Annotated in this window: 23 protein-coding genes and 2 pseudogenes; 9 read left to right on the top strand and 16 right to left on the bottom strand. The window is 61.9% G+C overall.

Features of this window, described 5'->3' with window-relative positions; all coding sequences use genetic code 11:
• Positions 1 to 36: 36 nt before the first annotated feature.
• The 7 genes and pseudogenes from addA to regB all read right to left on the bottom strand — a co-directional run bounded on the left by addA (position 37) and on the right by regB (position 11,486).
• Positions 37 to 3,369 carry a double-strand break repair helicase AddA gene (gene addA / locus ACMHLQ_RS12370; RefSeq protein WP_415405105.1) on the bottom strand — a complete coding sequence of 1,111 codons (3,333 nt, stop codon included), beginning with the start codon at positions 3,367 to 3,369 and terminating at the stop codon, positions 37 to 39.
• Positions 3,366 to 6,296: a double-strand break repair protein AddB gene (gene addB, locus ACMHLQ_RS12365; RefSeq protein WP_415405104.1), complete on the bottom strand. Its 2,931-nt coding sequence runs from the start codon at positions 6,294 to 6,296 to the stop codon at positions 3,366 to 3,368. Before addB ends, addA begins: the two co-directional genes overlap by 4 nt.
• The gene (locus ACMHLQ_RS12360; RefSeq protein ID WP_415405103.1) at positions 6,289 to 6,981 is read right to left on the bottom strand and encodes a nucleotidyltransferase family protein; all 693 of its coding nucleotides are present in this window, start codon (positions 6,979 to 6,981) and stop codon (positions 6,289 to 6,291) included. The genes addB and ACMHLQ_RS12360 overlap by 8 nt, the downstream gene beginning before the upstream one ends.
• A complete protein-coding gene (locus ACMHLQ_RS12355) occupies positions 6,957 to 7,976 on the bottom strand; it encodes an aminoglycoside phosphotransferase family protein (RefSeq protein WP_415405102.1) in 1,020 nt (339 codons plus the stop codon). The genes ACMHLQ_RS12360 and ACMHLQ_RS12355 overlap by 25 nt, the downstream gene beginning before the upstream one ends.
• Positions 7,969 to 8,442: a tRNA (adenosine(37)-N6)-threonylcarbamoyltransferase complex ATPase subunit type 1 TsaE gene (tsaE, locus tag ACMHLQ_RS12350; protein ID WP_415405101.1), complete on the bottom strand. Its 474-nt coding sequence runs from the start codon at positions 8,440 to 8,442 to the stop codon at positions 7,969 to 7,971. Before tsaE ends, ACMHLQ_RS12355 begins: the two co-directional genes overlap by 8 nt.
• Positions 8,443 to 8,486: 44 nt before the next feature.
• On the bottom strand, positions 8,487 to 10,001 hold the full coding sequence (locus ACMHLQ_RS12345) for a PAS-domain containing protein (RefSeq protein WP_415405100.1): 1,515 nt from the start codon (positions 9,999 to 10,001) through the stop codon (positions 8,487 to 8,489).
• An 86-nt stretch (positions 10,002 to 10,087) separates the two neighbouring features.
• Positions 10,088 to 11,486 (bottom strand): annotated as a pseudogene (gene regB / locus ACMHLQ_RS12340) (sensor histidine kinase RegB).
• Between the two features lie 74 nt (positions 11,487 to 11,560).
• Here regB and ACMHLQ_RS12335 point away from each other — a divergent pair.
• On the top strand, positions 11,561 to 12,181 hold the full coding sequence (locus tag ACMHLQ_RS12335; protein ID WP_415405099.1) for an SCO family protein: 621 nt from the start codon (positions 11,561 to 11,563) through the stop codon (positions 12,179 to 12,181).
• 85 nt (positions 12,182 to 12,266) lie between these two features.
• Positions 12,267 to 12,821: an ActR/PrrA/RegA family redox response regulator transcription factor gene (locus ACMHLQ_RS12330; RefSeq protein ID WP_415405098.1), complete on the top strand. Its 555-nt coding sequence runs from the start codon at positions 12,267 to 12,269 to the stop codon at positions 12,819 to 12,821.
• A gap of 101 nt (positions 12,822 to 12,922) precedes the next feature.
• Here ACMHLQ_RS12330 and ACMHLQ_RS12325 read toward each other — a convergent pair whose 3' ends face one another.
• Together ACMHLQ_RS12325 and ACMHLQ_RS12320 are read right to left on the bottom strand one after the other, a co-directional pair.
• Positions 12,923 to 13,408, bottom strand: a complete 486-nt coding sequence (locus ACMHLQ_RS12325) for a GNAT family N-acetyltransferase (protein WP_415405097.1) — start codon at positions 13,406 to 13,408, stop codon at positions 12,923 to 12,925.
• Positions 13,405 to 14,001, bottom strand: coding sequence for an HD domain-containing protein (locus ACMHLQ_RS12320; RefSeq protein ID WP_415405096.1), 597 nt, complete (start codon positions 13,999 to 14,001; stop codon positions 13,405 to 13,407). The genes ACMHLQ_RS12325 and ACMHLQ_RS12320 overlap by 4 nt, the downstream gene beginning before the upstream one ends.
• 71 nt (positions 14,002 to 14,072) lie before the next feature.
• Between ACMHLQ_RS12320 and ACMHLQ_RS12315 the strand changes: the two genes are divergently transcribed.
• Both ACMHLQ_RS12315 and ahcY read left to right on the top strand, forming a co-directional pair.
• A complete protein-coding gene (locus ACMHLQ_RS12315) occupies positions 14,073 to 14,366 on the top strand; it encodes an S-adenosyl-L-homocysteine hydrolase (RefSeq protein ID WP_415405094.1) in 294 nt (97 codons plus the stop codon).
• An 85-nt stretch (positions 14,367 to 14,451) separates the two neighbouring features.
• On the top strand, positions 14,452 to 15,840 hold the full coding sequence (gene ahcY / locus ACMHLQ_RS12310) for an adenosylhomocysteinase (RefSeq protein ID WP_415405093.1): 1,389 nt from the start codon (positions 14,452 to 14,454) through the stop codon (positions 15,838 to 15,840).
• 94 nt (positions 15,841 to 15,934) lie between these two features.
• Here ahcY and ACMHLQ_RS12305 read toward each other — a convergent pair whose 3' ends face one another.
• The 5 genes from ACMHLQ_RS12305 to ACMHLQ_RS12285 all read right to left on the bottom strand — a co-directional run bounded on the left by ACMHLQ_RS12305 (position 15,935) and on the right by ACMHLQ_RS12285 (position 20,852).
• Entirely contained in the window at positions 15,935 to 17,044 is a 1,110-nt protein-coding gene (locus tag ACMHLQ_RS12305) for a polysaccharide biosynthesis/export family protein (RefSeq protein ID WP_415405092.1), read from the bottom strand.
• A 136-nt stretch (positions 17,045 to 17,180) separates the two neighbouring features.
• Entirely contained in the window at positions 17,181 to 18,650 is a 1,470-nt protein-coding gene (locus tag ACMHLQ_RS12300) for a heme biosynthesis protein HemY (RefSeq protein ID WP_415405091.1), read from the bottom strand.
• Positions 18,651 to 18,663: 13 nt separating this feature from the next.
• A complete protein-coding gene (locus ACMHLQ_RS12295; protein ID WP_415405090.1) occupies positions 18,664 to 19,998 on the bottom strand; it encodes a COG4223 family protein in 1,335 nt (444 codons plus the stop codon).
• Positions 19,999 to 20,097: 99 nt separating this feature from the next.
• The gene (locus ACMHLQ_RS12290; RefSeq protein ID WP_415405089.1) at positions 20,098 to 20,481 is read right to left on the bottom strand and encodes a uroporphyrinogen-III synthase; all 384 of its coding nucleotides are present in this window, start codon (positions 20,479 to 20,481) and stop codon (positions 20,098 to 20,100) included.
• On the bottom strand, positions 20,466 to 20,852 hold the full coding sequence (locus tag ACMHLQ_RS12285) for a hypothetical protein (protein ID WP_415405360.1): 387 nt from the start codon (positions 20,850 to 20,852) through the stop codon (positions 20,466 to 20,468). Before ACMHLQ_RS12285 ends, ACMHLQ_RS12290 begins: the two co-directional genes overlap by 16 nt.
• Between ACMHLQ_RS12285 and tsaD the strand changes: the two are divergent.
• The 5 genes and pseudogenes from tsaD (at position 20,761) to ACMHLQ_RS12260 (ending at position 24,058) form a co-directional block, all read left to right on the top strand.
• Positions 20,761 to 21,944 (top strand): annotated as a pseudogene (gene tsaD / locus ACMHLQ_RS12280) (tRNA (adenosine(37)-N6)-threonylcarbamoyltransferase complex transferase subunit TsaD). The gene ACMHLQ_RS12285 and the pseudogene tsaD sit on opposite strands and share 92 nt — an antisense overlap.
• A complete protein-coding gene (locus ACMHLQ_RS12275) occupies positions 21,941 to 22,906 on the top strand; it encodes an NAD(P)H-dependent glycerol-3-phosphate dehydrogenase (RefSeq protein ID WP_415405088.1) in 966 nt (321 codons plus the stop codon). Before tsaD ends, ACMHLQ_RS12275 begins: the two are co-directional and overlap by 4 nt.
• Position 22,907: 1 nt before the next feature.
• The gene (locus ACMHLQ_RS12270) at positions 22,908 to 23,183 is read left to right on the top strand and encodes a YciI family protein (protein ID WP_415405087.1); all 276 of its coding nucleotides are present in this window, start codon (positions 22,908 to 22,910) and stop codon (positions 23,181 to 23,183) included.
• The gene (locus ACMHLQ_RS12265) at positions 23,180 to 23,599 is read left to right on the top strand and encodes an EVE domain-containing protein (protein ID WP_415405086.1); all 420 of its coding nucleotides are present in this window, start codon (positions 23,180 to 23,182) and stop codon (positions 23,597 to 23,599) included. The genes ACMHLQ_RS12270 and ACMHLQ_RS12265 overlap by 4 nt, the downstream gene beginning before the upstream one ends.
• Positions 23,600 to 23,659: 60 nt before the next feature.
• Positions 23,660 to 24,058: a DUF1761 domain-containing protein gene (locus ACMHLQ_RS12260; protein ID WP_415405085.1), complete on the top strand. Its 399-nt coding sequence runs from the start codon at positions 23,660 to 23,662 to the stop codon at positions 24,056 to 24,058.
• A 228-nt stretch (positions 24,059 to 24,286) separates the two neighbouring features.
• On the opposite strand, the gene ACMHLQ_RS12255 is transcribed toward ACMHLQ_RS12260, so the two are convergent.
• Both ACMHLQ_RS12255 and ACMHLQ_RS12250 read right to left on the bottom strand, forming a co-directional pair.
• Entirely contained in the window at positions 24,287 to 24,628 is a 342-nt protein-coding gene (locus ACMHLQ_RS12255) for a DUF2853 family protein (protein WP_415405084.1), read from the bottom strand.
• Between the two features lie 120 nt (positions 24,629 to 24,748).
• On the bottom strand, positions 24,749 to 25,318 hold the full coding sequence (locus tag ACMHLQ_RS12250; RefSeq protein WP_415405083.1) for a hypothetical protein: 570 nt from the start codon (positions 25,316 to 25,318) through the stop codon (positions 24,749 to 24,751).
• Positions 25,319 to 25,357: the final 39 nt, after the last annotated feature.

Genomic DNA, 25,357 nt, shown 5'->3' with positions numbered 1-25,357 from the left:
TTCATCTCCTGCCAGGATCAAGCGTAGGGTCGCAACCTAGGTAGCCCCATGTGCATCGTCAAGATATTGCGCACGAGACAGCGCTTGCGTCACGATTTCGTGCGTCAGCGGCATCAGGTGGCCGGTGCGTGTCCACAAGATTCCCAGGTCGATGGCCTTGCCCGGATAGATCTGTGCGATGGCGGCGGCGTATGCGCCCATCTGCATCAGGATGCCATCAGGACAGGTTTGGGGCGAATCCGGCACCACCCGGTTGCTCTTGAAATCCACGATCAGAACGCGGTTTTCCGTAACGATCAGGCGGTCAATCGTGCCGTGCAGGCGGCGGTGCTGCAACGGGGCGGTGACAGCAACTTCGGCCAGCGTATCTGGCCCGAACAGATGGGCCAGGTCAGGCGTGTTCCGCACAGCCATGGCTTCGGCGAGCGCCTCGGTTTTCAAGGGGTCAGTCAGGTCGAAGGCCTGGGTGACCTGTGCGATCCGATCATCCGATGCGCCCGGCGGTACTTCCAACAGGGCGTGAACAAGCGTGCCATAGGTCTTGGCCGTTTCCTCGTCCAACCCATCGCCGGGCAGCGCCTTGGCCCCACCCAGATCAGACGGCGACAGGGTCGGGGGCGCTTCGGGCAGGTCCGGCGCATCTTGGGCATAAAGCGCGGGCAAGGTCATCGTATGCACCTCTGCCTGCTCGGCTGCATGCGGAGTCTCGAATTGCCACGATCCGTATTCCATCCGCAGGCCCTGACCCACCGGGGTGATCAGATCAACGGCTCCGCCGTCGCGCATCGCGGCCTCAACCCGCTGGTGCCAGTCGTCACCATTCTTGTCCAGTTCCCCGGACGCCCCGACGATCAACCACTTTTCCGCCCGTGTTAGAGCCACATAAAGCAGACGCAGCGACTCTTCGCGCTGGGCGTCTTTCATCTCTTCCAGCCGCTCGACCATGACCTCGGGCTGTTGGGCCGTGGCCACCTTCCAGACCGGCGTGCCATCCATTTCGATGATGTCGTCCATATTGCGCAAGGCGCGCTTGCCACATTCGGGCAGGATGACAATGGGCGCCTCCAGCCCCTTGGATCCATGCACCGTCATCACGCGGATCTGGTTCGAGGCGCTGTCTATCTGGCGTTTTACCTCGAGGTCATCCGTCTCCATCCACGTCAAAAACCCGGTCAGGCTGGGCACAGAATTGCGCTCATAGGCCAGAGCCTGGGACAACAGAGCGTTGATCCCATCCTCGGCCTCTGATCCCAACCGGGCAAGCAGGCGTTTGCGCCCCCCGTGACGGGTCAGCATCCGTTCAATCAGATCATAGGGGCGCAGGAAATCCGTGCTGTCGCGCAGATCGCGTAGAATCGAGACTGTTTCAAGGAATTCGTCCCCCTTTTCGCGCAGGGCAGGCCAGAGAAAATCGTGTTTGCGGTGATGGGCCAGCGTGAACAACTGCTGTTCCGACCACCCAAACAGCGGCGAACGCAGCGCGGTCGCAAGGGACAAACTATCCTCGGGCGTGGCAAGGAACGACAGCAAGGCCCCCAAATCCCTGACAGCAGTTTCCGCGCCGACCTTCAGGCGATCCGCACCGGCGATGGGCAGGTCTGCCTCTTTGCAGGCGCGGATGATGTCGGAAAACACACCGCCGCGCCGCTGCACAAGGATCAGAAAGTCGCGGGGCTGAATCGGGCGCGGCCCGGCTGCGTCGGGGATCACGACGCCCGTGTCGATCATCTGCTTGATCTGTCTGGCTACGGCATCGGCCAGAATGCGATACTGGTGTTCGGGGTGGCGGCGATCAATGGGGTCGAACCAGTCCTGCTCGGGCTCTTTCTCGGGTTTGGGAACGACGGGCCACAGATCAACGCGGCCGGGCAAGTCGGTGTTGAAGGCGATATGCTTGTTCTCGCCAAATCCGGCCGCAGGTGCGTTTGCGAACACAGTGTCCACCAGTCGCAAGATCGCGGGCGAGGATCGGAACGAATAATCAAGCGTGTTGCTGTGCAGCGTTTGGCCGGATTCACCCAGTTTAGAGCCGAATTCGGCCTGCATCCGATCAAACTCGCGCGGGTCGGCACCCTGAAAGGAATAGATCGACTGTTTCTTGTCGCCAACTACGAAGATCGTGCGCGTGACGTCCGCCCGCGCCCCCTCCCCGCTCGAAAACTCTTCGGCCAGTTTGCGGATCACGTCCCATTGGGTTGGGCTGGTATCTTGCGCCTCGTCCACAAGGATGTGATCGATCCCGCCATCGAGCCGATACAGCACCCAGGCGGCAACGGCCTCATCGCTCAGCAATTGGCGGGCCTTCTGGATCAGGTCGTCAAAGTCCAACCATCCCCGCCGCTGTTTCGCCTGCGCGTACATGTCGGCAAAACGGCGGGCAAACTGGTGGAGGATCATGGCCCTTTCCGCAGCCTCCAACGCCAACGCAGCACTGCGCGCGTCAACGACCCGCTGTATCAGGCCCTCAAGCTGCGGCAAAAGATGCGCTGCGATCTCTCGCGTGTCCTTGGTTGGAAAACGCGCCCTGGGCGTACCCGCTTGGGTCAGAAATGCCGCCTTGAGATGCGCGAGGGCAGAGGCATCCAACGTCGCGATCTTTTGCAAGCTGCGCCCGACACCAGCATCGCTGCCGCCACGCGCCAACAGTATCGGGATCAATTCTTGCAGCATCTCCCAATCGCCGGGCGCAATGGCGTCTTGCGCGATTTTGTCATGCGTCAGGCCCGCGCCTTGACCAAACAGGGCAAGGGCATCATCGAGTGTCAGGTCGGTAAAGCGCTCGGCCGACCCCACAATTTCGCGGGTCAGTTTCAGAAAATCCTCGCCCGAGTAAAGCCGTGCCAGCGCCGTCAGCACAGGCGCGTCCGGTCCATCGGCCATTTGATCCACAAGTTCCGCGCGCAACAGGTCGGCAGCGCGATCCTCGATCTCGGTAAACTGCGGGCTTACCCCCGCTTCGAGCGGAAACCGCCGTAACAGAGATGCACAGAACGAGTGGATGGTCTGAATCTTGAGGCCGCCGGGTGTCTCGATGGCGCGCGCAAACAGTGTGCGTGCCTCGCGCAGATCATCCTCGTTCGGGGCACGATCAAGTCCGAGATCTGCCAGAGCCTTGATCAGCGCAGTGTCATCCAGCATCGCCCAAGCGCCCAAGCGTTTGAACAACCGGTTCTGCATCTCCGATGCGGCGGCCTTGGTATACGTCAGACACAGGATGTGTTGGGGTTGCACCCCCTCAAGCAGCAAGCGTGCAACGCGATCCGTCAGCACGCGCGTCTTGCCTGAACCCGCGTTGGCCGACAGCCAAGTGGAGGCCATGGGCCGCGCCGCGTCTTGCTGGCGGCGCGTGGCTTCGTGCATCGGGGTCATTCCAATACCTCTGGAACAGGCATGGCGCTGACATCCCATTCGCCAAAGCGGGCGAGCTGGTCGTAATCCCGCGCCTGACGGTCTTCGTAGAGGGCGCGACGAGACGTGTACCCTTTGTCACCCTCGAGATACGCGCCGAGCAATCCAACCAATTCAGCAAGCACCTTGCCTGTCGGCTCGTCAGCAATGGGCGCCTCTTCTATCTTGGGATTCGACCCTAACCCGATGAATTGCGCCGATCTGACGGTGCGGGGGCCAAGGGCTTCGAACCCGCCCTGCTCGACCATTGCCGCCTCGATCAACAACTGTTTGTCGAAGTGTTTTTGCATGTTCTTGCTGGGCGGCGTGCCGGTCTTGTAGTCGTACAGGATCACCTCGCCCGCTTCGTCCACATCTATCCTGTCCGCCCGACCTGTCAGTGTGGTCTTGATCATCGGCAAGGGCAGCGTGCCGGTTGCCTGCTCTTCGAACAGGGACGGTGTTGCGATGGATTGGCGCGTTTGCTCGGTCTCGACGATCCAGGCAGCGGCGCGCTGGAACCGGGCCAACCACAGCGCGCGGGCGGCAGGCCAGGGCACGTCGGTGGCCAGGATATCTGTGGCATGGTGCATCAGGGCGTCGACTGTCAGCGTGTCGGAATCCTGCACTGTCGCCTTTACGAACCGCTCCATCACCTCGTGCGACAGGATTCCGCGCAGCAATGCATCGGGGGTTTGTACCAGCGGCCTGAGGGCGCGCAGGCGCAGGCAGTGCTTGGCATAGATCGCGTAAGGGTCACGGATGAGTGTTTGAATCTCGGTGACCGAAAACTTGCGGGGGCGCGCAGAGACGGGTGGGCAGGGTGCCGGGCGGTGCGCCTTGGCGACATCCGCGCTTGCGTCGAGGTGTCGGGCCATGCCCAGCCAGATATTTCCCCGTGCCTGCATCGCACTCCACACATCCGGCGCCCCTTGGGATGCGAGGCCTGACAACAGGTTTTGCAACCTGTTCAGCCAACGCGACGGCACCGTTTCTGCATCATCGGACCGAATCGCACGTGTCAGCCACACCTCGGGCGCGGCAATTGCCTGTTGGAAATCATGGGCAGACAGACCGATCCGCCGCTCCGGCAACAACAGGCCGGCGTCAAAGCGCATCTTGCGGTTCAGCCAGGGGTCAGGCTTGGGCGGTTCCGGCCATGTACCGTCATTCAACCCGGCAAGGATGACGAGGTCGGCGCCCTGCACCCGCGCCTCGAGCGTGCCCCAGATCATGATGCTGGGATGGGGTGTATCGCGGTCGCGCACTTCCTCACCGCTTAGGACGCCCCCCACCAAAGCGCCGTAATCAGCGGCGGTCATCGCCCCGCCGAACTGCGCCTGATCGGCCAGCGTCTGCATGGCGGCGCGTGCCTTTTGGCCTGCCTTCTTTTGCCACAACTCGCCGCTGTCGGTTCCGTCCGGGCCTTGGGCAATCGCCTCGGCCAGTGCGATGTGGCGGTTGACCCAATCGGAAAGGGGCAAGGCACCCGGCACCTGCATGCCGCAAATCGTGTCAGCCACCCAGCCTGCCCATGCCTCGGTGTCGTCCTTGGCCGCGCAGCGCAGCAATCCGGCGCGGTCGGGATAGGGCAAGCCATCACGCCGAATGCGCAATTCCAGCTTGAGCGTGCTGAGCTGGTGCGTGTTCCGATCCGCCCCGGTATGCGTCAGCGGATGTTTCAGAAGGGTCAGCAGTGCCTCTGCATCCAAAGTGCGGTCAAACAGGGCGGCCACGTGGCGCAGGTAACGCCCGGGCGGCGACAGGTGCAGCGGTGTTCCGGCGCTGTCATCGGGCAAGATGTTCCACCGGTCGAGCGCGGCAGTTACCTGCCGTGTCAGCATGCGATCCGGGGTGATCAGCGCCGCGCGCTGCCCGGTCTCGGCGGCCTGACGCAGGCGCATGGCAATCGCGATGGCCTCGGCGCGCGGGGTGTCTGCTTCGATCAGGGTAACATCGCGTGTCGCCTCTTCCAGCCCCTCCAGCCTTGGCCCTTCGCTGCGCCAGGCGTCGGTCACCGGGGCCGGGCGCAGGGCAAGCGACACCAGCCGGTTGCGCGGGGCAGAGGGTGGGACGTTGTCGGACCATGGTAGGATTGCGGTCGGCGGCAACTCCAACGCTTGCGCAAGTTTGAGAAAGCGGAACTGCGGGTGATCCTCGCCCATGGCATCTGCGGCCATCTGATCCCAGACATGGGGCATGTCGAAATCGAAACCCGGCAGCACAACGGCCCCTTGCGGCAGTTTGGCGACGGCTTGCATCAGCAATTGCGTGGTGCCGCGCGATCCGGTGGAACCAACGATCAGGAACGGATCATCGGGCGGGTTCCCGGCCCAGTGCTGCGCCAGCATCTGCACGGTTTCGCGCTGTCGTGCTTCGGGATCGGGCGCGTCGCGTGTACTGTCGATATAGCTTTGGGCGATGCCGATGAACTGCTGTGCGCGCGCCCAATGCCCCGACTGGTCCGTCACATCCAGATTGGCAATATCGGCCGCGCTGACCCCTTCGCCCTGCATCTCGTCCATCAGCGCGGCAAGGCTGTCAGCCAGGTCAAAGCCTGCGGTGTCCGGTGCGACGTTGGTTTGCTGTTCTATCAGGCGTTTCGTCAGTGTGACCAGTTCCAGCCGACGACGCAGCGCCGATCCGGCCGGGGGAAGCGGTGGGCCGGGTAACAGATCGTCCAGATGCCCAAGCATCCGGATGCGCGGCAACAGACGCGGCGGGCCCCCATCGAACAGGTTTCGCAAGCGGCGCGCCATGCGTTTGGTGTTCACGAACAGGGTGATCCGTGCCCACGTCTCGGGCGGCTGCCCGTGCAGGCGCTGTTCAAGGCCGCGGATCACGGCAGCGGGAAAATCGACGCCAGTGGCGCATCCAAACACGCGTGGCGTTTCGCCTGGTTCAAACACGGGTGTCCGCCAGCATCTGTTCGGCTTCGGCAATGCCACCGGGATGGCCCACATCGCACCAATGACCGGGATAGCGCAGTCCAAAGAGACGGTTGTTGTCCGCCATCATGTTCCAGACCACGTTCAGCGAAAACGCCGTCTCTGCAACCTCGTGCAGCAGCTCGGTCTTGAGGACTTGCACACCGCCATACACCGTCGACCCGCCGCGGTGCAGATGACCCTTCTGGTCGATGTCAAAGTCTCCGCCCGACAGGCGGCCATGCACCTGAGCCATCGGCACACAGATCAGCAGCGCGTCCATCCGCTCGGGCTCCCACGCGTCTTGCAACATGGCGACGGGGTTGGGGCCGGACCAGACGGCGTCCGAATTCAGGGTGACCACGGTGTCACGGCCCAACAGCGGCAACGCATTGCGCAGCCCGCCGCCTGTGTCGAGGATGTCCGGTTCTTCCCGGATCGTTTGAACGGCCGATTTGTCCAGATACGCTTCGAGCATTTCGGGCAGATAGTGGACGTTGGCGATAATCGGGTCCGCGTGGACATCGTTTGCCAGGGCCAGGGCGTGGTCGATGAGGGGCCGCCCGGCGACGGGGATCAAGGGCTTGGGCCGATGCGCCGTTAGCGCGCCCATGCGCGTGCCGAACCCGGCCGCAAACAACATCAGGGCAGGGGGATCGTGGCGCATTGGTCTTTGAGGCTTTGCAGGACAGAGGGTGAGGGGGCGGGCAGCGCGTCGTTGATCAGGGGCGCGATGTGCCCGAGGGCCGGGTGCGCCAGATTGGTTTGAACGTGTCCCCAAACGCGGGGGATCAGATCGACGTAATGCGGTTTGCCATAGGACAGGGACAGGCGGGCAAAGACGCCGAGGATACGCAGGTTGCGTTGTGTGCCCAACAGGGCATAGGCGGCGGCAAACGCCTGCGCATCTGCACCGGTCTCCCGCACATAGCGATCAACCATCATCTGTTGCAGATTGGCTGACACATCGCGCCGCGCGTCTTGCGCAATCGACACCAGATCATAGGCGGGATGGCCGAGCATTGCGTCCTGATAGTCCAGCAACCCGACGCGTTTCGGCCCATCCCGCTGTGGCAGCCAGATCAGGTTTTCCGCGTGATAGTCGCGTTGGATCAGGACGGGCGCGACCGCATCCAACGGGGCAAGCGCGCTGTGGAATGCATCTGTAAACCGTGCTCTGGCCGTCTGGTCTACACTGCCGATGGCCCCCCGTTGATACCAATCGAACGCCAGCGCCGCGAGGCTGGTCATCACGTCGGCATCATAGCGTGGCAAATCGGGTGGTGGGGTGCGGTGCAGGTGCACAAGGACATCCGTAGCGGCCTCGTACAAAGGGACCTCGGTTGACGGATCGGCCTGCATCACGCGGGCAAACAGATCGTCGCCAAGGTCCTCGATCAGCAGGAAGCCGTGTGTTTCGTCCTGCGCGTAGACTTCGGGCGCAGACAGCCCCGCGTCGCGCAGACATCCCGTGATATGGACAAACGGGCGCACATCCTCGCCCTTTTCAGGCGGTGCATCCATCAGGATCACGGATTTTCCATCCCGGACCAGCCGCTCATAGCGCCGGTTCGAGGCGTCCCCGGCGACGAGCTCACGCGGCACGTCACCCCATCCGGCGGCGTCCAGAAACGCGGTGATGTTTTCGATATGGTCAAGCATGTTGCACCATTGGGGCAAGGCGCGCAGGCCAGCGTGCATCTGTCCAGGTCAGGCGGGCCGTGCGCATATCATGGGTTGCGTCAATTTCGATCGATAGGGCCTTTTTGGGCGCGAGGGGGCCCAGACGATCCGGCCATTCGACAAGGCAGATCGCCTCTTCGAACGCCTCGACAAGGCCCAGTTCATCCACTTCGGTATCGGTCGAGATGCGGTACAGATCGGCGTGCCACAAGGGTCCGCGCTGTGTGTCATAGGTTTGTACGAGCGTGAATGTGGGCGACGGCACGTCTTCTGGCACATCCAGAATGGACTGGATCAGGGCGCGCGCGAAATGGGTCTTTCCCGCCCCCACAGATCCGCTTAGCAACACGACATCGCCCGGGTCAAGCTGCGCGCCCAGCACCACGGCGCATCGGGCGGTGGCGTCGGCATCCGGCCAGTCAAGGATCAGGGGGCAGTCAGTCATCCCGTCAAACTATCGGCATCCCCCGGCGCTGCAAGCAGAATGACCTAGATGTCGACGGGTTGGATGGCCTGCACACATTTTTCACTGAAACGGATCACGGTCGCACCCGAGGCGATCGGGGCAAGATGGACGGTATAGGGCCCTTCAGTGCTATGGCTCACTTCCGCTTCCCATGATGCACGCTCACCAATCCTCATGACAAAGTCGCGCATGTCGCCCCATGCGGGGTCCGGCGCGCTTTGCGCTTGCCATTCCTTGATCGAGTCCACGATGGTCACGTCGGCAAAGCTGTTGTCAGGGTCCATCTTCCAAAGGTTCCGATAGGCCGCGTTGCAAAAGGTCAGAACCCCGGCCGAAGAAAACACGGCAAGCGCATCCTCGAACGTGTCCATCAGGGATTGCCCCAGCTCCAATTCGGCCCGGAAGTTGCGGGTAAGCGAGATTTCAGCGGTGATATCCTCGATCAGGAAAGCGACTGCGCCATCGGGATGGGGTCGCCCGCTGACGCGGTAGGTGTGCCCTGTATCCAGCGTCCATGTCTCTTGATAGCTGCCGTGGGTGGCGGCGGCGATCATGTCGGAAATCTCTTGCCGCCAGGAACTGTAGTTCTTGGGTTCGGGCATCACGCGGTTGTCCCGCAACCGGTCGAAGAAGGACAACAGATCGGGCCGTCCGCTCAGGAACTCGGCTGGCAAGGACGTGAGATCGACCAGCGCCGGATTGAACAGCGCCAGCTGTCCGTTGCGATCAAAGATGGCGAGCCCGATGGACAGTTGCGCAAATGTCTTGGCCAGGGTCTGGACGAAATTGCGCTGGGCCACCTCGGCCTGAATGACCGCGTTGATATCGACCGCGTGGTAGATGATGTTTCCGCCCGCGCGGGTCGCGGTCACGTTATACCACTCGGTCTCGCCGTTATGCTCGATCTTGACCGGGACACGCACGGTGCGCTTGCTTTTCAGATCCTGAGGTTTGAACACGAACAATGGTTCGGAACTGGTCGGCTTGTCCGGACGGGCGACCGCCGACAGCGTGGCATAGGCCGTGTTGTGCCACTGGATGTCCCCATCCATATTGGCCAACCAGATGGGGTAGGGTGCATCCGTGGCGGCCAGGCGCAGCGTGTCCAGTTCCGCCTCCAGCGACTTGATCGCGTGGGCCTTGCTGGCGCTGGCCGCATCGTCATCTTCGATCACGATCCGCGTCATCGGGTCCTCACGGGTGAGGTGAAGGATCGCGCGATCATTCGCGCCTGCTGCATTCAGGGTCAGTGTATCGACACCGCGCAGCGCGTCCGCGTCTGGCAAACCGGGAAAGCGTGACATCAATCGTGCCCGCAGCCCGTGCCAATCCGTTTCGGCCTTTTCTGTGGGCAGGATGGCGCGCGCGTGCTGTGAGGCGTGTTCCAGATCCAGATCGCAGAAAAGAAAGTGCAGGCCATCGGGTGTCTGGGGTGACAGGGCAGGTGTCCGCGATGGCGTGCGCACAAGGTACAGGAAACCGACCGCAAAGGACGCGACGGCGCACCCGAGTACTATGAACATCTCGACAATCGACATGCACCGACACCTGTTTCACCACTGCGGGTCAGTTATGCGTGAACTAGGTTAACAGTGGGTTAACCCTGCTGGCCGAGGGAAAGGTTTCACGCCCGGATTTGTTCATTGCGGCCCTGTCGCACAGCGTTTTCACCGCTGCGGGCATCAATCTTGCCCCGTGGCCAGGTGACCTGGACAATCGCGCCCAGATGGGTGCCTGTTGGCGTGTCGCTGCTGTAAGGGTCCGACCCGTTGGCAAAGGTCAGCTCCGCGCCGGAACGCTCGAGCAAAGTCTTGGCGATGAACAGACCCAGGCCCATCCCCTCGTATTCGGGGCGCTGCTGGCGATCGACGCTCGATTTGCGTCGGCGCACAAACGGATCGCCGATGCGCCCCAAAAGTTGCGGTGGAAACCCCCGCCCGTCATCCATGATCCGCAGCGTGATCTGATCGGCGGTCCAATGCGCCTCGATCCAGACGGTGGAGCGTGCAAAATCCACGGCGTTCTGCACCAGATTGCGCAGTCCGTGAATGATCTCGGGTTTGCGCAGGATCGCGGGCTGGTCAATCTCGTCCCCGGCGTCGGGGTCGTGGGTGTATTCCACGATCTTGCCGCGATGTGTGTGCGGATCGGCCGCCTCTTGCACGACTGTCATCAGCGGGGCCTGACGCAGATGCAGATCGTCTTTGCCCGCGCGGCCCATGTCCCGCAGAATGTCACGGCATCGGTCGGCCTGTTCGCGGATCAGGGCGGCATCCTCGCGCAGTTCGGGATGGTCATCCAGCTCTTCGATCAGTTCCGCGCTGGTCAGCTTGATGGTGGCGAGCGGCGTGCCCAACTCGTGCGCGGCAGCGGCAACAACGCCACCCAGATCTGTCAGTTTCTGTTCGCGTGACAGGGCCAGTTGCGTGGCCGACAGCGCATCCGACATCGAATGGATTTCGGACGTGACCCGCCGCGAATAAAGGCCGATGAAACAGATCGCGATCACCAGCGCGATCCAGTTGCCAAAGACAAACAGGTCCGGGATGCGCAGGATGTACCCAAGATCAGTGCGCAGGGGCAGATGATACTCCGACAGCAGCGTGACGATCACGATGGCCGTGGCCCCGACCAACACGGTGGACCGCGTGGTTAACACAGCAGCCGAGATAGTGACCGGCCCCAGCATCAACAACGCAAAGGGATTGTTCAGCCCACCCGTCAGGAACAGCAGGAACCCAAGCTGCAACAGATCGAACAGAACCATCATCAGGTTTTCAGATTCGGCCAACCGCTTGTTTTCAGGGAAAACAAAGATGGCGATCAGGTTGCCGATCACCGATACGCCAACGGCCAGATAGCACAGGCCCAACTCGAGCTGGAGGCCGTACATCCGTTGCGCCACGGTCAGCGCCACCAGCTGGCCGACAATGGCCACCCAGCGCAACAGGATCATGGTGCGCAAGCGAGATCCAGTTCGAACGTTGCTGGCCGGTCAGCAGGCCAAAGTCAGGTTGCGCCATTGTGTCACTACTTCGTTTATTGAACTTGGGGCTGGGGTTGTTAGCTAGGGGTAAACCCGCCCCGGAGGACTGTCATGACCCGCATCATCGCACCCGTTGCCGCCCTTGTCGCTGCCCTTTTTATCGGGGGTATCTGGTGGGCCACGCAAGGCGGGGGCGAGGATACCGCCTTTGGCCAGTGTCAGGCAACGCAGATTGCGGGCGATGGCAACCAGATTGGCGGCCCGTTCGAGCTGGTTAATGCCGCAGGTGAGACCGTGACCGATCAGGATGTCATCACCGAACCGACCTTGATCTATTTCGGCTACACCTTCTGCCCCGACGTGTGCCCGCTGGATACGGCGCGCAACGCCGAAGCCGTGGATGTCCTGGCCGAACGCGGTATGTCGGTGACGCCCGTTTTCATCACCATCGACCCAGAGCGTGACACGCCGGAACTGGTCGGGGATTTCGCCTATAACCTGCATGAAAAGATGATCGGGTTGACCGGATCGCTGGAACAGACGGATGCGGCCAGCAAGGCCTATCGCACCTATTACAAGGCGCATGACAAGTCGGACGAATTCTACCTCGTGGATCATTCGACCTTTACCTACCTCGTGATGCCAGAGCATGGATTTGTCGAGTTTTTCCGCAGGGATGTAAGTGCCGAGGCCATGGCGGACCGCGTTGGATGCTTTGTTGAAAACGCCTGAAAACGCGGAATAATTTGACCCGCCCTGCCCTGCGCGCCATATTCAGCCCTAGCCAAAAACAAAAACACGGGAACTGGAGAACGCGATGGCCGAAGCGGTGCAGCCCGAACTGGGCACCGACAAGACCCTTTTGCTGGTGGACGACGACGAGCCGTTTCTGCGGCGTTTGGCCAAGGCCATGGAAAAACGCGGGTTCGAGATCGAGACCGCTGACAGCGTGGCCGGTGGCAAGGCCATCGCCACGGCCCGCCCGCCCGCCTATGCGGTGGTCGACCTGCGGCTTGAAGACGGCAACGGATTGGACGTGGTCGAAGTGCTGCGCGACAAGCGCCCGGATGCACGGGTGGTTGTTCTGACCGGCTATGGCGCCATTGCAACGGCTGTTGCCGCGGTCAAGATCGGGGCGACGGACTATCTGTCCAAACCCGCGGATGCCACCGACATCACCAATGCGCTGCTGGCCACCGGTGACGATCTGCCGCCGCCGCCCGAAAACCCGATGAGCGCGGATCGCGTGCGGTGGGAACATATCCAGCGCGTCTATGAACTGTGCGACCGCAACGTGTCAGAGACGGCGCGACGGTTGAACATGCACCGCCGGACATTACAGCGCATCCTGGCGAAACGTTCGCCGCGTTGAGGTGTCGGACTGTGGGTTTTGCACCCCCAGACCCCCGACGATATTTGAGCTCAAGAGAATGGGCTGGTGCGGGGATGCGCCGGCTTTTTACGTTTTGACGATCAGAGGTCGTAGCGTTTGAGGATTTTGTCGACGATCTGGCCATTCGCCATCTCGTACCCTTCGATCCGCCCATAATCCTGAAAGCCGCGCGATTGGTAGTAGATCAGCCCGCCCTCGTTATCGGCGCGGATATTGGCGTTGATCCATCCATAGCCCATCGCCTTGGCCGCCGCGCGCGTGGCATCGAACAGTTTCGATCCAATCCCGAGACCGGTTTGCCCGACCTGAACAAAGGTTGCGATTTCGGCAGCTTCGGCGGGCAGGTAGTCGGCGGCATCAATCCACTGGAATCCGACAACCTCTTCGCCTGCGTTCACCGCAACGTGCCACGCGGCCCGTCCGTCATTGGCATTCATGCGCGCGATCAGGTCATCGCCCGTCACTCTGGTCGTGAGGGCCGTTGTCCCGCCCTCTTCGATGATCACGTTGAGAAGGCGTGCCATCGAGGGCGCATCAAGGGCAATCGCAGGGCGGACGTGGATCATGTGTATTGTCCCAACAGTTCAGCGTGTCGCGCGGTAAAGGCGCGGCGGGTTTCAAGAGGTGGGCGCAGAACGATGGCGAGGTCGTTCAGCAGCGTCGTGTCCGGTTTGCCAAAGAACTTGTTCGCCTCTGCCTCGGTAAAGCCCGCGATTTGCGTGGCTTCCATCCAGGCGCTGATCTTGTCCGCCTTTTTGATCTGCCGTTTGATCGTGGCGGGCACCTTGGCCGGCAGGCCAAAGCGGATGTGCACCGCCGCCTCAAGCCGTTCATCCAGCGCGCCGTAACCGGGGCCAACCGCCGCCTTTACGGGTGAAATCATGTCGCCGATCACGTATTCGGGCGCATCATGCAGCAGCGCCGCAAGCCGCCATTTCGCCGGTGCCTTGGGTGCGATGCGGCCAAACAGGGTTTCCACCAGCAGCGAATGTTCGGCCACCGAATAGGCGTAGTCACCCAGCGTCTGCCCATTCCAGCGCGCGACAAAGGCAAGGCCGTGGGCGATATCCTCGATCTCGATATCCATCGGGGTGGGGTCCAGCAGGTCAAGCCGACGGCCCGACAACATGCGTTGCCATGCGCGTGATTGTTTGGCCATGCCTGCCCCCTTCTGTTCCGTGTTGGAACCATTTGTCGGCGTTGCTTGTTCTTTCCATGAAGGAGCCAGTGATGAAACCCGCAATTTTGACCGCAATCACTCTTGTAACCCTGTCCAGCGCCGCGTTTGCAGAGACGCCGTGCATGTCCGCAGCCGAGATGGAGGCAGGACTGATCGATTGGTACGGCGAGACGCCTGTGGATGGCGCCACGCGGGCTCGTGCCCAGATGTGGGCATCTGAAGAGACGGGCACATGGACGCTGGTGCAATACCTGGCCGACGGGAACGCCTGCGTCGTGGCGCAGGGCGACGATTGGGCCCCTGCCCGCACCGATGATTTGCTTATCGCCGTCCTTGATAACTGATCCCGTGGTTGTGATGACAACGCCGCATTGAGCCGCGTTGCAGAACCTGATAGCGCATCCTCAACTTAGTATAAGGATGATCAGGATGGCCGAAGACTACATCGTCAAAGACATTGCGCTGGCCGAATTCGGCCGCAAGGAACTGGATATCGCGGAAACCGAGATGCCTGGCCTGATGGCCCTGCGCGCCGAGTATGGTGAAAGCAAGCCGCTGAGCGGCGCGCGCATTGTCGGATCGCTGCACATGACGATCCAGACGGCTGTTCTGATCGAGACGCTTGTGGAACTGGGCGCTGACGTGCGCTGGGCCTCGTGCAACATCTTTTCCACGCAAGACCACGCTGCGGCGGCTATCGCGGCAGGCGGGACACCAGTGTTCGCGATCAAGGGCCAATCCCTGGAAGAGCATTGGGACTACCTCGACAAGTCGTTCATGTTCGAGGACGGCCCGAACATGATCCTCGACGATGGCGGCGATGCGACACTGTACATCCTGCTGGGCGCACGTGCCGAAGCGGGGGAAGAGATCATTGCCGTTCCCACATCCGAGGAAGAAACGGTGATCAAGGCGCAAATCCAGAAACGGATGGCGGCAAGCCCCGGCTGGTTCACCAAGATCCGCGATCAGATCAAAGGCGTGTCGGAAGAGACGACAACCGGTGTGAACCGTCTGTACCAGCTGGTGCGCGAGGGCCAGTTGCCCTTCCCTGCGATCAACGTGAATGACAGCGTCACCAAGTCCAAGTTCGACAACAAGTATGGCTGCAAGGAATCGCTGGTAGATGGTATCCGCCGCGCGACCGACACCATGATGGCCGGTAAGATCGCCGTGGTTATGGGTTACGGCGATGTGGGCAAAGGCTCTGCCGCGTCGCTGGCCGGTGCCGGTGCCCGTGTGATTGTGACCGAGGTTGATCCGATCTGCGCGTTGCAGGCGGCAATGGACGGTTTCCAGGTCACAACGCTGGAAGACGTGATCGACACCGCCGACATCTTCATCACCACCACCGGCAACAAGGACGTGATCCGCATCGAGCACATGCGCGAGATGAAGGACATGGCCATCGTCGGCAACATCGGCCACTTCGACAACGAAATTCAGGTCGCTGCGCTGAAGAACCACAAGTGGACCAACATCAAGGAACAGGTGGACATGATCGAGATGCCGAACGGCAATCGGTTGATCCTGCTGTCCGAGGGCCGCTTGCTGAACCTCGGCAACGCCACAGGCCACCCGTCCTTCGTGATGTCCGCCAGCTTTACCAACCAGGTGTTGGCGCAGATCGAGCTGTGGACCAAGGGCGATGAATACAAGAACGACGTCTACATCCTGCCCAAGCATCTGGACGAGAAAGTTGCCCGCCTGCATCTGGATCGGATCGGTGTAAAGCTGACCCAACTGGACAGCGCGCAGGCCGCCTATATCGGCGTGACACCCGAAGGGCCGTTCAAGCCGGAACACTATCGCTACTGAGGATCGCGGCGGGCCACGCCCCGCCCTAATGTGAAAAGGCCCCGCATGCGCAACCGCAGCGGGGCCTTTTTTATTGGATCAGGGCGGTGTCAGATCAATCGCTGACCGCGTTGCTGACACCTACGATAGAACCGACGAGGCCGAACACGGTCCGGATCGAGCCAATTGGGCTTTCGGTCGCCATCACAAGGTCCTTCGGATTGATCTGGAACTTGCGCGCGGCAAAAATGTCATCGGCCGACGTAAGGTCGATGGTAAAGACCACCTGCGTCTTGATCGGGCCGGACCCGTCACTGCGCAGGTCCTTGCGAGAGTATTCGCGCAAAACCAGGATGGCCTTTGGGTTGGCGCGGCTGTCGTTGATACCGCCCAACAGGGCCAGGGCCTCGATGGCCGTGATGTTTTCCTGGTTGAAGGGCACGATGGTCTCGTTCCCGGTGGCACCAAGAGCGACAAAGTAACGTTCGTCTTCCTCGACCACGATCTTGTCGCCGCCGCGCAGAACCACGTTGGCCGATGCGCGCTCAAACAGCACGTCGGCGCGGATTTCATAGCTGTTGCCGCCACGGATGACCCGGACCAGAGGGTTTTCGAGGTCAGGCGAAATGCCACCTGCAAGCGAGATCAGGCTGAGCAGGGAAAAGTTGCGGTTGGGCAGGGGGTAGTTGCCGGGGGCGTTGAACCCACGCACCGCATCGACCGAGTTGTCGGGGCCGGATTGCAGCGCCAGTTGCACCTGCGCGTCCGGCACCACCTGTTTCAGCTCATCCGCGATCAGGCGGCGGGCCTGATCCGGGGTGGATCCGCTGATCCGCACTTCATCAATATAGGGCAGGAAAATCGTGCCCGATGGTGATACGACAAGCCCGGTCATCTCGACCCGCTTTTCTGCGCTCGACGTCAAAAGGGAGTTTTCCTGGTTGTCCCAGATCACGAGGTCGATCAGGTCACCGGTAAGGATGACGTTGGATTTTGGGCCACGGGTGCCGCTGAACCAGTGATAGTGCCCGGCCCAGCCCGTGGCAGGCCATGTGCGCAGCTGATCGATACTGCTGCGTGTGACGGGAACAACGGAGAAAGCGGCATCCAGATCGTCCTGGTTGCGGATCACTTCCCCCTGGATGGCGGCGCCGCGCGGCAAAGTGCACGCAGCAACAACGAAAATGGACAGCACTGAAATAAACAGGCGAATGGAGTTTCGCATCAACATGCCTCTCTTGCCGCTTGGGCGGATTGTTTCTGGCAGCAGTAGCCCGAAACATGGGCCGAACCTAAAAAAATGTCTTCACGTCGCCACAGATCACTGAAAGCGTTGCGCAATCACAATAGAAATAAAGAAATCAGACGCTTTTCGGCGGAGGATTTCCTAAATCTTCGGCCTCGAGGACATCGCCTTGGTCCACCACCGCGACCGCTGTGTCGCTTGTGGCCGAACTCTTGCCGGCAAGCAATGGCAACATTTCGGTCCCGCCGGGCATGGCCACCTCGCTGGTAGGCGGACGCTTCCAGGCCAAGGTATCAAAGGCCGAGCAGTTGTCGCAGATCGGCGCCCATTCGCTGTGAATGTTGTGACAGTTGTCACACACCCATTGCGGTCCACGCGGTGCCGTCAAGGCGCGGGCCAACCACCCCTGAACGACCGCGTCGGTGGCCCCTTCGCCCCGCTCAATCGCGGCCATCAAGGTCACGGACCGTGTGGTTGGATCGGTCACGACCAGATCGCCAAGGGCGCGGCGGGCGGCTGGAAAATCCTCGGCAGCGAGGTTCAGTTCCGCCAGCAACATCTTTGTTTCCGGGTCTTCCGCATGGCTGCGCGTCAACTGGACAAACCGCTTGAGCCGGGCCGCAGGCGTTTCGTCAGGTTCAATCGCAGCAAAGGCAGCGGCGAGGTCGGGATGCGCACGCGCCTCCCATGCCTTTTTCAGCACGCGCGTTGCGTATTTCTTTTGCCCCTTTTCAAGGTAGCCGTTGGCGGCCATCACGGCGGCGGGGATCAGATCGGGCGACAGGCGGTTGGCCTGAATGGCAGCCTCGCGCGCCTCGATCGTCTCATCTTCGGCCAGCACCTTGCGCGCTTCGCTCAGCGCCAGCACGGCGTCGCGGCGTTTGTGGATGTCGCGTGGCAGTGTACCGTGCTTCAGCTTGGCCGACAGGGTCTGGCGCGCACCTGTCCAGTCTTCGTTCTGAGCTTGCAACTTCAGCAGGACGTCCTGTGTTTCCTCGTGCTTGGGTTTTAGGGCAAACGCCTTTTCCGCCAGCTTCAGCGCGGTGTCCGTATCCCCGTCTGCCAGCTTTTGTTTCATGATGCCGCGCACCCCGACAAAGCGTGTCGCGTCATTTTCCACCAGCTTGCGATAGGTCTCTTCCGCCTTCTTGCGGTCGCCCGCCAACTCGGCAGCCTGCGCCGTCAGCAGGTTCGTCAGCTCCGGCCGGTTGAGGTATTTGTCGGCCTTTTCCGCCTTGGCCAGTGCCACGCGCCCCTCGCCCGAGGCCAGCGCCATCATGCCCTCGGCCAGCGCATCAAAGCCGCGCCGCGCCCGGTTGCGGTCAAAGTAGCGCGACAACGCAGTTTCATCGCCATTCAGGAACTTCCATGTGGCCACCAGCAGGCCCAACAGCTTGAGGCCCAACCAGATCGCGATGACCAGCACCAAAAAGGCGATAACAGATTCCAGCGGCCCAAGGGTGAATTCCTGCCCCGCCGCCACGATGCGAACCCCGCCCTGCGCCTCGAGCAGCCAACCGGCGCCAAGCGCCAGCGCGGCCACTGCCACAACGAAAACAACGATTTTTGTCAATGACCAGATCATAAAAAGGCCCCTTCTAGAGTGCCGACAGGCGTTCAGCCAATGCGTTCGCCGCAGTGACGGCATCGTGGCGCGATTGCGCTTGTTCCAACCACGGGCCAAGTGCATTGCGCGCAGGCTCTGGCAGCGTTTCGGCTTCGGCCAGGGCATCGCCAATGCGACCGGCGCGCACCGCCGCTTCGATCCGCGACAGGATGGCGTCGGGGTCTGACCCTTCGCGCGGCTCAACCGATCTTGCGCCCAACTGCCGCTGCAGGAAGCTGCCCAAACCGCCGCCCGTGTCCGAGGCGCGTGCCGCGGCCAGGGCCGCCCGTGCGGCATCAGGTGCGGCGGCCTGCAGGTCGGCCAGCGGTGTCACGCCGTCCGCAGCAGCGGCGCGTAAGGCGTCGGGAATATCATCGGCCCCTGCCTGTTCCAGATCACCCAGTGCGGCGGCAAAGGGCGCGCCAGTATCCACGGCTGACAGGATGCGGGTTAGAGCCGCGCGCGCCAGCGTGGCATTCGCAGCCGCCTCTGCATCGTCCTTTACCAGGCGGGCATCGGCCAGCAACTGATCAATCTCGTCCTGTTGCGCCTGCGCCGTTGCGCGCAGTTCGGCAAGGGCGGCATCAATGGCCTCGGTCGGGACGGTCACCTCGCCGCTGGGAATGGGTCGCGCGGCCAATGCATCCACCGCGACCGACAGCGTGTCGATACGATCCGACAGGCCAGACAGCGCATCGACCCGCGTCGACAATGCGTCGATCTGGCTGGTGATGGGCGCAAGGTCGACGGGTGCAGCTTCGGTCGGTGCCTGGGGTTCGGGCAGGTTGGCGACAGTCGCCTCAAGCTCGGCCAGACGTTCCGTCGCGCTGGCCAGGTCACTGGCCAATGTCGTGTCGGCTGCGGTCGTGCGCATACTTGGCGGCAACAGCGGGTCAAGCACCTCGGCCCGCGCGGCGATGAACCCGGCCATGGCCGCGATCACACCGCCAAAGATGAGGGGCAATGCAATGGATCTCTTTTCTTCAGGCTGGACAGTGGCCGGTTCGGGTTGTGCCGCTTTCTCAGGCTCAGGCTCAGGCTCAGGCTCAGGCTCAGGCTCAGGCTCAGGCTCAGGCTCAGGCTCAGGCGTCTCGTCCTTCACGTCTGTCGCATCTGCCTCGCTCGGCGCTCCATCCGTGGCAGTATCTGCCTTCGCGTCGGACAGCTCCGTAGGGTCTGCTTCGGCACTCTCGACCTCGGGCACCTGATCGCCCGTCGCTTTGTCCTCTGTGGCGGGTTCGGCACTTACTTCTTCTGCTGTCGCGTCGATGACAGCATTCTTGGTGTCGTCCTGGGGCACCTCATCCGGGCTTTTGCGTTTGGCCAAGGTCTTCCCCCTCCGATTCTCGTGTGCAGGCTTTGCACCACACCAAAGTCTACTCTGCCCCCTCGCGCCCCTCAACCCGATGTCCGCGGATTGACGTGGCTAGACCAAGGCAGCCAATGCAGCGCCCATTGCGCGGGCATCCGGCGAGGCGGCGGTGGTCAGGCCGGCCCAATGGCAAGCGCCAAGCGCGTCGGCAACCGCCGGGCTAAGCGCAACCACATGTACAGAGGCGACGCGCGGCACCTGCTGGGCAAACTGCGTGGCTGTGCGCGGCGAGAAAAGGGGAACGATCACGCGGTTTTCCCTTGAAATGAGGTCTTTCGCCTGATCCGACAGGGCACACAGCCGCTGATCATAGAGTGCGATATGCTGCACGTTCAGGCCCGCCTTGGTCAGGCGCCCGGCCACGTCGCCGCGCGTGTGACGCCCCGACATGTGAACTACGCGCTCCAGAGGGCGTTCTTGCGTCAGCGTCTCGACCAACTCATCCGCCGTCGCGCCACATTGTCGCGCGTTCCAGCCCCCGCGCGCGCTGCGACTGTCGTTGCGGGCCCGACGCAATAGGCAATGCGGCCATCGCCGGGCGGTGCAGCGGCCACACCATTGGCCGAGGAAAAGATGGCAGCGTCCGCAGATGCCATGGGATCTGGCGGGTTCAACGGTACGATGTCGATCAACGGGCTGAACACGGGGGCGAACCGGTCCCGCAGGTCGGCAGGCAGATCGCGCAAGAACGCCTCGGACGCGGGCAAGGGGCGCGTCATGATCAGCGGGATGGCCGTGTGGGATGCATTGTTTGCCACGTCCCAAAGTGTTACCCGGCCCCAGCCCATCGCGCAACGGAACATGGCCATGGATCGCCCTGTCACCTTCCTTGGAATTGAAAGCAGCTGTGATGACACGGCCGCCGCCGTGGTGCGCGGGGTTCCGGGGGATATGCAGGTGCTGTCCTCGGTCGTCTATGGCCAGACCGATCTGCACAGCGCGTTCGGCGGGGTCGTGCCCGAGATCGCGGCGCGCGCCCATGCCGAGCGGTTGGATGTGAGCATCGCCGCAGCGCTGGAACACGCCGGGACAGCGCTGGCCGACGTCGATGCCATCGCGGTGACCTGTGGGCCGGGCCTGATCGGCGGTGTCGTGTCAGGCGTGATGACGGCCAAGGGCTTGGCGGCCGCAACGGGCAAGCCGCTATATGGCGTGAACCACCTGGCCGGTCATGCGCTGACGCCGCGCCTGTCCGATGGTGTTGCGTTTCCCTACCTCATGTTGCTGGTGTCGGGCGGGCATTGCCAGTTCCTGATTGCCCATGGGCCGGACCGGTTCGAGCGGCTCGGGGGTACCATCGACGACGCGCCCGGTGAAGCGTTCGACAAGGTCGCGCGGCTGATTGGTCTAGGTCAGCCGGGGGGCCTGCTGTTGAGGCGTCCGCGCGCGATGGAGACGCCACGCGCTTTGCCTTTCCAAGGCCGCTGGCAAACAAACCGGGCTGTGACCTCAGCTTTTCGGGACTGAAAACGGCGGTGCTGCGCGCCCGCGATGATCTGGTGGCCAAGGCCGGTGGGCTGCGCGCGCAGGATCAGGCGGACCTTGCCGCATCGTTCCAGGCGGCAGTGGCGGACAGTCTGGCCGGCAAGAGCGCACGCGCTTTGGCCACCTATCTGGCGCTGAACCCACAACACCCGACCTTTTGCGTAGCTGGCGGTGTCGCTGCAAACATGTCCATTCGTATCCTGTTAGAGACTGTTTCTGCCCAACACGGCACCACATTCCTCGCCCCGCCCCTTTCGCTGTGCACTGACAACGCGGCTATGATCGCGGCTGCAGGGATCGAGCAGATGCAGATACGCGCCCCAGATGGCATGGACCTGTCAGCGCGGCCCAGAATGCCGCTCGATACGCAAAGCGTGGCGATGCTGGGATCGGGCAAGAAGGGCGCCAAGGCATGAGTGTGGCGGTGATCGGTGCAGGCGCGTTCGGCACGGCCCTTGCGATCACGCTGGCACATACTCAGCCTGTTCTCCTCTGGGCGCGGAATGCGGATCACGTGGCGCAGATGACGCGCAGGCGCGAGAACACACGGCGTTTGCCTGGCGCCCCATTTCCGCGGAATTTGCAGGTTTGTCCCAAGTTAGAGACTGTTTTTGACTGCGATACCTTGCTCGTTGCGCTTCCTTTGCAAAAGCTTCGGCGCTTCCTCATGGCCATGGAATTTGACTTGGGTCTCGACCTTGCGCAGCACACCGTCGTCTCGTGCAGCAAAGGCATCGAAGTGACGACAGGTCTTGGGTCATCCGCGATCTTGTCGTCTGCACAGCACGTGGCCGTGCTGACCGGCCCCAGCTTTGCTGCCGACATCGCGCGCGGCCTGCCGACGGCCCTGACGCTGGCCTGCCGCGATCCGCTGGTCGGGCAATCGCTGCAAGAAACGCTGTCGACACCCACCCTGCGCCTCTACCGCACCACGGATGTGACCGGCGCCGAACTGGGCGGGGCGCTCAAGAATGTGATCGCCATCGGCTGTGGTGCTGTCATGGGCGCCGGGCTGGGTGACAGTGCGCGGGCCGCGTTGATGACGCGTGGTTTTGGCGAAATGCAGCAACTGGCGGCCGCATTCGGGGCGCAGCCGGAAACGCTGATGGGGCTGAGCGGTCTGGGCGACCTCACGCTCACCTGCACCTCGGATCAGTCGCGCAATTACCGGCTGGGCCTTGCCCTTGGCGCGGGAACGGACTTTGATGCGGCCGTGACGGTCGAGGGTGAAGGCACGGCGCGCGCCTTGCGTAAGGTGGTAACGGATCGGGGCCTGGACCTGCCTGTGTGCCAGACGGTGGCCGATCTGGTGGACCGGAAAATTGATATGAAAGCGGCGATTGGCACCTTGCTGGCGCGCCCGCTCAAGGAGGAATGAGATGCTGTATGCGCTGATGGCTTGGGACAAAGACGGGGCGCTGGATGTGCGCATGGACAACCGGCCCGACCACCTCGCCTATCTGGACAGCACCGGCGTGGTCCGCCAGGCGGGGCCATTTCTGAACGGTGATGGCCAGCCCTGCGGATCGCTAATCGTGCTTGAGGTGGCGGATATGGAGGCGGCGCAAGCCTGGGCCGACAATGACCCTTACGCCAAGGCCGGGCTGTTTCGCGAGGTCACGATCAGCGCGTGGAAACAGGTGATCGGGGCATGAAATACTGGTTGTTCAAATCCGAGCCGAGCACATGGAGCTGGGACCAGCAGGTCGCCAAGGGCGATGTGGGCGAAGAATGGGACGGCGTGCGCAACTATCAGGCGCGCAACTTCATGCGGGATATGGCCGTCGGCGATCGCGGGTTCTTCTACCATTCGCAGACGGAAAAGGCGGTTGTGGGCATTGTCGAGGTGATTGCCGAGGCCCATCCCGACAGCACAACAGATGACGAACGTTGGGAATGCGTGGACATCAAGGCCATCGCGCCGGTGCAGACGGCCGTCACCCTCGAGATGGTCAAGGGCGACGAACGGCTGGCCGAGATGGCGCTGATCCGCAATTCGCGCCTGTCTGTGCAGCCAGTAACGGCAGATGAATGGCGCATTGTCTGTGAAATGGCTGGCGTGTCGCCATAAGCATTAGGTATTTTCCCAAGTTTCTGGCAATTTGGCACTAAAATGCCAAAGGAGGGAACAATGGGATTTCTTGCAGTGATCGTGGCTGGTATCGGGGGCTTCATGTTCGGGGCCGTATGGTACACGGTGCTGGCCAAACCGTGGATGGCCGCATCTGGCGTGCCGCTGAATGACGCGGGCGATGCGCCTGCAAATCAGAAAAACCCGGTGCCCTACATCACCAGCATTGTCGGTGCGATTTTGGTCGCAGGCATGATGCGCCATGTCTTTGTGCTCAGCGGGATCGACACGCTGGGCGAAGGGCTGGTGTCGGGATTTGGCGTGGGGCTTTTCCTGGTCACCCCGTGGATCGCGACCTTTTACGCCTTCGGTGCGCGCCCATTCCGGTTGACCCTGATCGACGGCGGCTATGCCACCTTCGGGTGTACGGTGATCGGGACCGTGCTGATGCTGTTCTAGGAAAAAAGGGTTCTGACCAGCCTTGATCAGAACCCCTTTACCCCCGGTGTGCACTCCCAAAGGGCCACCAACGTGTACGTGAATCAGGGTCTGACCGTTCTGGTCTGACATCGTCAAGCTAGAGGTGACGGGCCTTTTCGGCAAATGCAATCTGCGTTGCATTGCATCCAAAACAGAAACACCCGCTTAACCTGCGGGTGCTTCGAAATCTCAGATGTGTGGCAGAGATCAGCCGTAGACGGACTCTTTGCCGAAATGCTTGGTCAGCATGTAGTAGACAACGGCGCGGTATTTGTTGCGCTCGGATTTGCCATAGGTTTCGATCACGCTGTCAATCGCGCTCATCAGCTCGGGACCATCCACGAGGCCCAGTTTCTTGACGAGGAAGTTGTTCTTGACTGTCTCAAGCTCGGACTTCTGGCTGCCCGCAACGGTCGAGGCGTCGGCGTTGTAGATGGCCGGACCGCACCCAATTGTGACCTTGGTCAGCAGATCCATGTCTGGCGTCATGCCACATTTGTTTTTCAGATCGTCCGCGTATTGCGCGATTAGCTCGTCCCGTTTGCCCATGCTGTTTCCTTCTGTTGGACTTGACCAAGGTATCTGGCCTTGCGCGCAAGGTTAATTCAGCACCGATGGCAAAACAAAGGAAAATGTTTCAGGGCTTTTCCCCCTGACAGGACAGGCGGATTAATACCGGTTGATCTTGATCTCCGGCTTGCCTGCCGCTGTATCCTCGGGCGCGTCCGTCTCACCGCCATCAATCCTGAAGGTCATCCCCCGAAAGAAGAACGAGCGGGGCTCGGTCATGTCGGTGGTGCGCGTCACCCATTCGGGCGAAAATGCATGCGACCAGACGGTCGGATAGGCGTGCACGAGGTTGTGCATGCAGGTCAGCGCGATCCAGATGCCCACGGTTTTGGCCAGCAGGTGTTCCTTGGCAGTCATGTGAAAGGCGTTGCGCAACACGAAGGCGATGCCAAAGGCAAGACCGCCGTCGATCAGCATCGTCATGTCCGCATCCCCGTCGGGATCGGGTGCGCCGTTCAGGTGGAACATCACATAGCGCGACATGACCACGGTGATCAGTCCAAGGATACAGGCCCCGACAATCGAAGCAGGATAGCCAAGGTTCGACACCCATTCCGGGCGGCTGCCCCTTTGGGCCTGTGCAGTCGCGGTTTGCGCCTGCACCCGTTGACTGTGCGTTTGATCGAGCCGGGCAAGCCGCTCGGCAAAGACGTCCTGTGTGCGTGCCATATCAGATCCTGATTTCCCGCTTTTCTAGAATGTGACGCG

The organism is Tateyamaria algicola (genome assembly GCF_047715485.1).
Classification (GTDB): domain Bacteria; phylum Pseudomonadota; class Alphaproteobacteria; order Rhodobacterales; family Rhodobacteraceae; genus Tateyamaria.
Note: the sequence above shows the minus strand (reverse complement) of the source record. Positions and strands in the feature narration are given on the sequence as shown.

What these genes read in the sequence shown, in the direction of transcription:
- addA (WP_415405105.1), bottom strand. Translation starts at nt 3,369, where the DNA reads ATGACCCCGATGCACGAAGCCACGCGCCGCCAGCAAGACGCGGCGCGG.
- ACMHLQ_RS12360 (WP_415405103.1), bottom strand. Translation starts at nt 6,981, where the DNA reads ATGCGCCACGATCCCCCTGCCCTGATGTTGTTTGCGGCCGGGTTCGGC.
- ACMHLQ_RS12355 (WP_415405102.1), bottom strand. Translation starts at nt 7,976, where the DNA reads ATGCTTGACCATATCGAAAACATCACCGCGTTTCTGGACGCCGCCGGA.
- tsaE (WP_415405101.1), bottom strand. Translation starts at nt 8,442, where the DNA reads ATGACTGACTGCCCCCTGATCCTTGACTGGCCGGATGCCGACGCCACC.
- ACMHLQ_RS12345 (WP_415405100.1), bottom strand. Translation starts at nt 10,001, where the DNA reads ATGTCGATTGTCGAGATGTTCATAGTACTCGGGTGCGCCGTCGCGTCC.
- ACMHLQ_RS12335 (WP_415405099.1), top strand. Translation starts at nt 11,561, where the DNA reads ATGACCCGCATCATCGCACCCGTTGCCGCCCTTGTCGCTGCCCTTTTT.
- ACMHLQ_RS12330 (WP_415405098.1), top strand. Translation starts at nt 12,267, where the DNA reads ATGGCCGAAGCGGTGCAGCCCGAACTGGGCACCGACAAGACCCTTTTG.
- ACMHLQ_RS12325 (WP_415405097.1), bottom strand. Translation starts at nt 13,408, where the DNA reads ATGATCCACGTCCGCCCTGCGATTGCCCTTGATGCGCCCTCGATGGCA.
- ACMHLQ_RS12320 (WP_415405096.1), bottom strand. Translation starts at nt 14,001, where the DNA reads ATGGCCAAACAATCACGCGCATGGCAACGCATGTTGTCGGGCCGTCGG.
- ACMHLQ_RS12315 (WP_415405094.1), top strand. Translation starts at nt 14,073, where the DNA reads ATGAAACCCGCAATTTTGACCGCAATCACTCTTGTAACCCTGTCCAGC.
- ahcY (WP_415405093.1), top strand. Translation starts at nt 14,452, where the DNA reads ATGGCCGAAGACTACATCGTCAAAGACATTGCGCTGGCCGAATTCGGC.
- ACMHLQ_RS12305 (WP_415405092.1), bottom strand. Translation starts at nt 17,044, where the DNA reads ATGCGAAACTCCATTCGCCTGTTTATTTCAGTGCTGTCCATTTTCGTT.
- ACMHLQ_RS12300 (WP_415405091.1), bottom strand. Translation starts at nt 18,650, where the DNA reads ATGATCTGGTCATTGACAAAAATCGTTGTTTTCGTTGTGGCAGTGGCC.
- ACMHLQ_RS12285 (WP_415405360.1), bottom strand. Translation starts at nt 20,852, where the DNA reads ATGGCCATGTTCCGTTGCGCGATGGGCTGGGGCCGGGTAACACTTTGG.
- ACMHLQ_RS12275 (WP_415405088.1), top strand. Translation starts at nt 21,941, where the DNA reads ATGAGTGTGGCGGTGATCGGTGCAGGCGCGTTCGGCACGGCCCTTGCG.
- ACMHLQ_RS12270 (WP_415405087.1), top strand. Translation starts at nt 22,908, where the DNA reads ATGCTGTATGCGCTGATGGCTTGGGACAAAGACGGGGCGCTGGATGTG.
- ACMHLQ_RS12265 (WP_415405086.1), top strand. Translation starts at nt 23,180, where the DNA reads ATGAAATACTGGTTGTTCAAATCCGAGCCGAGCACATGGAGCTGGGAC.
- ACMHLQ_RS12260 (WP_415405085.1), top strand. Translation starts at nt 23,660, where the DNA reads ATGGGATTTCTTGCAGTGATCGTGGCTGGTATCGGGGGCTTCATGTTC.
- ACMHLQ_RS12255 (WP_415405084.1), bottom strand. Translation starts at nt 24,628, where the DNA reads ATGGGCAAACGGGACGAGCTAATCGCGCAATACGCGGACGATCTGAAA.
- ACMHLQ_RS12250 (WP_415405083.1), bottom strand. Translation starts at nt 25,318, where the DNA reads ATGGCACGCACACAGGACGTCTTTGCCGAGCGGCTTGCCCGGCTCGAT.